This window comes from Sinorhizobium sp. BJ1 (assembly GCF_002531555.1).
Lineage (GTDB): Bacteria > Pseudomonadota > Alphaproteobacteria > Rhizobiales > Rhizobiaceae > Sinorhizobium > Sinorhizobium fredii_B.
In genome coordinates, this window is sequence record NZ_NWTH01000023.1 from 103,617 (window position 1) to 110,377 (window position 6,761).

At 56.2% G+C, this 6,761-nt stretch carries 5 protein-coding genes and 1 pseudogene; 2 read left to right on the forward strand and 4 right to left on the reverse strand.

Annotated features, from left to right (window positions below):
- Nucleotides 1-500: 500 nt before the first annotated feature.
- Nucleotides 501-887, reverse strand: a complete 387-nt coding sequence (locus CO676_RS24465) for an ectoine synthase (protein ID WP_097522991.1) — start codon at nucleotides 885-887, stop codon at nucleotides 501-503.
- 511 nt (nucleotides 888-1,398) lie between these two features.
- Nucleotides 1,399-2,427 (reverse strand): annotated as a pseudogene (locus tag CO676_RS24470) (IS110 family transposase).
- Nucleotides 2,428-3,070: 643 nt separating this feature from the next.
- Between CO676_RS24470 and CO676_RS24475 the strand changes: the two are divergent.
- Together CO676_RS24475 and CO676_RS24480 are read left to right on the forward strand one after the other, a co-directional pair.
- Nucleotides 3,071-3,595: a transposase gene (locus CO676_RS24475; protein ID WP_097522992.1), complete on the forward strand. Its 525-nt coding sequence runs from the start codon at nucleotides 3,071-3,073 to the stop codon at nucleotides 3,593-3,595.
- A 762-nt stretch (nucleotides 3,596-4,357) separates the two neighbouring features.
- Nucleotides 4,358-5,041 (forward strand): hypothetical protein, encoded by a 684-nt coding sequence (locus CO676_RS24480; protein ID WP_097522993.1) that lies wholly within the window; start codon nucleotides 4,358-4,360, stop codon nucleotides 5,039-5,041.
- 74 nt (nucleotides 5,042-5,115) lie between these two features.
- On the opposite strand, the gene CO676_RS24485 is transcribed toward CO676_RS24480, so the two are convergent.
- Nucleotides 5,116-6,069 carry a 3-hydroxyacyl-CoA dehydrogenase NAD-binding domain-containing protein gene (locus CO676_RS24485; protein ID WP_097522994.1) on the reverse strand — a complete coding sequence of 318 codons (954 nt, stop codon included), beginning with the start codon at nucleotides 6,067-6,069 and terminating at the stop codon, nucleotides 5,116-5,118.
- Nucleotides 6,070-6,210: 141 nt separating this feature from the next.
- Entirely contained in the window at nucleotides 6,211-6,429 is a 219-nt protein-coding gene (locus tag CO676_RS34760; protein ID WP_144340190.1) for a hypothetical protein, read from the reverse strand.
- Nucleotides 6,430-6,761: the final 332 nt, after the last annotated feature.

A 6,761-nucleotide genomic window follows, 5' to 3' on the forward strand; every position in this document is an offset into this window, starting at 1 on the left:
GCGTGGCTTTCTGCCAGTCGTCTGAAAGGCAGGCGAGGGGCCGCTGGCCGAACCGGAATATCGTGGATGATACGGCGGGTGGCCGTTGGCGCGATCGAGCGATCGACCCGACTACCAGGCGGTGAAGCGGCGTACTATCGCTGGATCCAGATAGGCATGCGGCTCGCGCCGCTTGCCTGCGAAGCCGACTTGGAGTGTTGATGACCGACTTGACCATCGTGCGCGCGCAAGCCAAAACGGGACGGATGCCCCGGGGCCTTGGGCGGACGCGTCCGCAATTTTTCTGCGGACCACGTCGGGACGATGCGCCGATGCGTTACGTGGGATTCCCTTGATGGCGACTGCGGCCGCAGCAATGCTCCCAGTCGCACATATCGGTCAGGAAGTATGTTCATGGTTCGAGATCATTGCCAATAGCATGAAGCTCAAGAAGGGAGCCTTTAATAGCCTTAGCCGCTAATTTTGGGACCGACACCCACAACACCGCGCATTCTTACGACTCAATAGGCCGAGCCTGACTGGTCACTTAAGTTGTGGCGCTCGGTGCCTTTGAGCGGCGGATTAAAGATGCTGACGAGAACGAGGTCCTCGTTCAGGCCCCCGCGCAAGTAGTGTTTATCGTGCTTGTCGAGCACGTAAATGTCGCCTTTCCGGATTGGAAAGACATTGCCGTCCATGTCCTCGACCTCGCCCTCCCCATCAATGCAATAGCAGGCCTCTAAGTGGTTGCGGTATTGGAGCAGTGAGACAGTATTGGCGCGCACTACCGTGTGGCAGACGGTAAAGCCCATTCCGTCCTTTGCCGTCAAAAGACGGTGGCTGGTACCACTGCCCCACTCAACGAAGTGGTCAGTGGCTTCAACATCTCGTAGGCTGCGCACGAACATAGTGTTCTCCGTATAAGAAGATTTGACGATAGCGGCAGTGCGAGTTCAGATCGCTCGCGGCGAATTCCTTTTATCTGCTTGATTTCAGCGTGAAACAACGATGATTCCTCATCGAATGGTGAGGAGAATTCATATATGTCCCAGCGATCACACCAGGGCTGCACAGCGCCTGCGCGACACCCGCTGCATGTGCTGGTCGCATTCGGGTGGTTAACTTAGATAGTGTTTAATACACGCGGTTCGGTCTCACCAGTGGTCCTTCTGTAATGGATCCTTGCTCGTCAAGTCCCTCCGTGATCATCACGCCGCCAGGATCATGCTTCTGTCCGTGGTCAGCACGAAGGCTGCCACATCATGCCATCAGATCCAGAGCCGGCAGGTCAATCTAGGACGCGTGATTTGCCGAAGCCTTCACAGGACTACTCCCGCCCTTGCCAGGCCCTCGTCCCGGCGACGGGACCTCGGAGAAAGCAGCGCCGTCGGCGGCCTGCTTCGCCACCTCGTTTCGCTTTTACGGCGGGACGGTGTCCTTGCCCCAACGGAACGCGCTGACGTCAACCCACATGGGGTGAAGGACGGTCGCGAGTTTGCGGGCGAGCGCCACCTCGGCCCGCTTCATACCGCGCCGCTTCGCCACTTCCATCGCCCAGCGCTTCAGGGTGGAGAACCGCGTGGCGCGCGTCAGCATGATATGCGCCGCTTCATAGTGCGCGGTACGGACCATGGCATCGCCGACCTGGCTGATGCAGCCGTCGAAATCGGTTGCGCCGGACTGATACCTCTTCGGCGTCAGCCCAAAATACGCGCCGACGTGCGGGACTTTTCGAACCGACCCTCGTAGACTGCCGAGCGATAGGTAATGGCTACCAAGGCTCCAACACCAGGGGCGCTCATCAGCCGCCGGCATAGCTGGACCGGCGCGGGTAATCTTCAGCATCGCACGGTGCAGCCGAGCGAATTCGTTCCACAAAGTTGCTCGGACCTCAAGCATCGCGCCGATGACTATCTCCAGCATCTCATGCCCTGCGATCAATTCGCGAATGCGCGCCTCGAAACGGCCCCGGCTCACCTCGCCAACCTTGAGCCCGTAACCCCGCAGGATCCCGCGGATGCTGAGCTCGACATCAAGCAGTTGGCCTGCAAAAGCTTGCGACCGACCAAAGGCGCTCGAACGTCTGGGGCATTCGCAGACGTCGCATGCACTGGGCGGTACCAGCCCATGGGCAGCAATTGTGCAATCCCGCGAGCATCCTTGCGGCCCTGTCTTCATGGTCATCGCTGATGGCGCCGCCTTCACATGCCGCGTCTCTGGCAACACCACATCCTGGCCCGCCTCGACAAGCGCAGCGCGCAGCCACTGCGACAATGGTCCTGCTTCCAGGCCGATCCTGACTATCGGCAGCTCCTGATCGGCAAATTGCTGCAACAGCGCTTCAGGCTCGCTCGCCACGTTCGCCTCACGCACGATCTTGCCCGACCCATCCACAACGCACATGTTGCTCTGTTCCAGCGACACATCAATTCCTGCATAATAGTCCATGGTTGTCGCTCGCTTGATGCTTGGGGACGGAATCATCGGATCCTGTTTCAACATCAGCACTCTGAGGGACAGCCACCTTCTTGGCTATGCGAGGAGTGCCGACCCATTACGGCATCTCGGCTTGGCGGTAATGCACTGTCTCGCCTGGCATTTGCATATTGTCCTAGACCTGGAGGCTGTGGGAAATGGGTGTGCACGCTTGTTTGAAGGCGCGACGATGCTGCCGACGACGGCACGCAGGTCAAGATCCTTTGCTATGAGTCGGTTGATGACGGTTACCGATCTCCGAACTTCAACCATCTTCTGTACCTCATCAGAACTCCTTTAAAATATCTTGGCTCCCGCGCCCAATCCACTACCTGATCAGATGGTTGAAAGGTGCAAGATTAAGAGGCAGCCGTAGTGAACACTGGAGGAGTTCGAGGCGCACCCGCAAGAGCTTGGTTCGAGTGCACGCCATTTCGCCGGACACGTCAGCTATAGCGATAAGCTCTGTGAACACCCAAGAGGAAGCCATCTTCAGGGGCGGATTGAGGAAAGACTTCGTAGTAGATGCTATGGAAGTACGGGCCAACTCGACCGCATTTATCCGTAGCTAGGAGGTCCTCAATCTCAGCGAACGACGAATTCCCACTCACAGCGGATGCAGCGATCGAGCTTCGTCGCCATTCTTCAGCAAGGCTCTAAGCGTATAAAAAACTCGGCAGTTTACGGCGGTGATGCCGCAGGCCAGGTAGTGTGCTCGGCAACCGGGATTGTGAACACATCGGCCTTCGCGTCGTCGCGGGTCCGCTCACGGCTGTTTCTGCCCGAGAGTTTGACCAGTGATCAGGATTGGATGACGAAGGCTGGAGTGTCCGAGCCGAAGCGTATTCCGCGCACGAAGCCTGAGATCGCTCTCGAAGAGATCGATCGCCTGATCGCAGCTGGTAGCTGGTGTGCTGTTTGTGTAGAATGTTTGCTGATGCGGGCTACGCGCGCGCAAACTGATTTGGGCTGTAGGCATTCCAAACAGCAAAAAGCCTATCCCCATGATGTCGCATTGATCTTTTCTGTTGCCGGACACGGAAGGCCACGCAAGCATCCGATCCCCGATACGCTATCGACCGCAGCCGAAAGCCTCGACATTGAAGAACTCAGCTGGCGTCGCGCACCACCGGCCGCTTGACCGCGCGTTTTGCGGCCCTGCGTACCGGATTGCAATGGCAACCCGCAACAAGGGACAACATCAATGCCGGGCGAGGAGGCTTGGCTGACTAGCGAGTGGCGCTCAAACGACGATCGCCAATATTATTTGTCCAACCTCCCAGCGGAGCGACATTGCAACAGCTCGCGTCCGCCATCAAAGCCCGACCGGTGGCATCAGCAAATGAAAGAAGAACTCGGTCTCGATCACTTTGAGGGCCGATCATGGCAAGGTCTGCATCGACACGCGCTAATAACAACGATCGTTTATGCCTTCCTGCAGCGTCAGGGCCTAAACAAGGTCAAGCGGGAATAAGGGACGAGACACGGCCCGTCTAAACCGACACTGTGCCATTCGACGTGTGGCCATAAACACTCTCGACGGATTACCACGTCGCTTTTCTATTCCGTCCGCCGCGACTTCAACCCCAGCACGTCGATGCTAGCGGCATCGCGATCTCCTGAAAATTATCGAGGACTGATACGAACACAGAAAATGCTTTTGCCGAGGGTGCCGACACGGATGTGTTCCACCAAATTCTCACCAAATCAGTCAGAGGCTCTGCACTGCCAATATTGGTAGGTTGCGGCCTTGATTATTCAGGTTTAATCACTTGGACTGAGACCTGAGTGGACCTCCAGTTCGACCGGCGGCTCTATCCTGGTCAACGGCCTCGAGAGGCTCAATCATGCTAGTTAGAAAAGCCGAAGGTGTAAGCCTCGATCGACGACAGCGAGATCAAAGATGCGGATATGCACCGGTGGGCAAGATCACCTACCGTCATTTAGGTTAGAGCTACCAGCCCTCTTAAAAATGGATGGAGTTGTTGTCGCGTTGCGGGAGTGGTCGCCGCTGGAGCAAAGTTCTTGCACTTTCCTCGGCGTTAGCGATAAGGCGCGTCTCGCAGAATTGCGAAGCCCCTTTGCACGGACGGAATTTATTGCGGGAAGAACGGCTCTACACCATGCAGGGCTGGCGCTCGGGCGTGATGTGAGTGGAAGTGACATTCAGTACGATAAGTTCTCAGGAAAGCCATACTTTGAACCCTCGGAAAGCTGTTTCAATTTCAGCATTGCGCACACCTTTGGTCTCGCCTGCTGCGCCGCGTCCTTAAAATATCAGGTTGGCTGTGACTGCGAGAGGTGGGATCGCGCGATCGATCTGGAAGCCTTGTCCTTTCTGTTCGGAAGAACATTCGCGAACCACAAAGAATGCCTTGTTGAGTGGACGAAGCTCGAGGCGTCGTTGAAACTCCGCGGAGAAAGATTGATCGACAAGATGAACAAGGGCAGGCTCACTTCTTTGGCGTTTGAGGCGCCCAACGAAACACATTTGCCCCGCGTCGTCTTTAACGTGAACGAAAGTTTCGTTGTGAGCTACTGCACTGGATTGTCTCGAAGCGCGCGCAGAGAAGAACTGAACTGTTAACTCTGCCTCGGGCGCTGTGGAGCATTTCCTTCTTTGAGAAGGCGTCAGGCCTTCCACAAACCTCCAGCTCCATGTTATAGAGCGTCGCCGTTGCGCTTCCTAAGGCCCTCCAGAACTTTCCTGATTTTGGCGACGCCCTCGTTGCGGAGGGCGATCATATCACCCTGGCCTTGGGAACCTATCCCGCGGCATACTTCGTCGGCGTAGGTGTTGATCAGAGCCCTGTCTGGCTTGAAGCTCGGAGGAGCGGTGTAGCCGCTTTCCAGATCATGCACGATCAGATCGACGAATTCTTGGTATAGGGAAGGATCGCGGACACCGAGGTAAAACACGGAGGAGGGGCCCATGACAGCCCACCTGATAGCCGGACCCGCTGTGATCGCTCTGTCAATCGCTTCGAGATCCGCCACTCCCTGCGACAGGAGATATAGAATTTCGCGGAAGACGGCAAGCTGGATTCGGTTGCCGATGTAGCCGTCGACTTCACGCGACAGCTCAACGACTTCACATCCGGTCATCCGGTAAAAATCGGTGGCGATGCTGATCGCCTTCGCAGCAACATCTCCACCTGCCAACTCCACAAGCGGAACAAGATACGGGGGATTGAAAGGGTGGCCGATGATAATCCGATCGCCACGGGTTGCCTTGCATCTCAGATCTGCAGCAAGAAAGCCCGACGAGCTTGACGCAATGACGGCTTCTGGCGGCGTCAAGCCATCTATCTGCGAGATCAAACCGATCTTCGCCTCGATATCTTCCGTTGCACTTTCCTGGACGAACTGGCAATCTTCAAGCGCCTCTTGAAGATCCGTTGTGAATTTAACTCGGCAAAGCGATGCGCCGGGTGCAAGGCCCAGTTCCGTCAGAGACGGCATAGCCTTTTCGAGCGACTTCCTCAGATATCCTTCGCGTTCAGCCGATCTGCCAAGGACAGTCACGTCAAGGCCAGCCCGCATGAAGTGTGCGGCCCAAGCAGAGCCGATCAAGCCGGCGCCTACGCATGTGACCTTGGAAATCGTCTTACTCATACAGGCCTCACACTCCAACTTGTCGCACCGGGACGAAACCTTAGATCGAAAAGTGAGCCAAACGGATCACTCGCGGTGAGCCCAGGAGACAGAATACGTACGTCACTTGGTTTAAAGAATACGCGGCGCTTTCTTACGATGTCACTCCTCAGTGACGCGGGCCAACTCCGACTTTAGCCGCCTGATCTCTTCGGCTTGATCCTTGTTATGGTTATCTTGTGGCGAACCAACTCTTCCACTCATAAGTCGTGAATGCGTACGGCATTCAGCCTCTTCGACACCCGCAAACGAGATCGCCTCTTCGTTGACTTGGCGGACCGCATCACGCTTGAACTCTTTACTGAAAATGACGTTGCCCATAGCGGCCCCTTGCTCTATGCCTAGGATGAGGATGTCTAAAAATCAGGGACCGGTCACCCTACCAACTCTGATAGTTCCTAACCCTCTACGTCTGCTTCTTCTCGTGGAGACTGCGACGAACTCGTACGCGCAAAGTGGGCTTGTTTAGGGTGCGTCTGCGTTGGAAAGAGTATTGTCTGCACCGTTCTGAGGTTGTGCACTTGAAGCAGGATCACGTGGCCGAGTAATTGCCATATCAGCCGGCATCGGGAGCGTTTCTCTTTGTTAAGCTGTAAGCGCGAATTTCCCAGCACCTTTTGCGGTTGAGTGTGCTGAGGCATGAGGTGTCCACC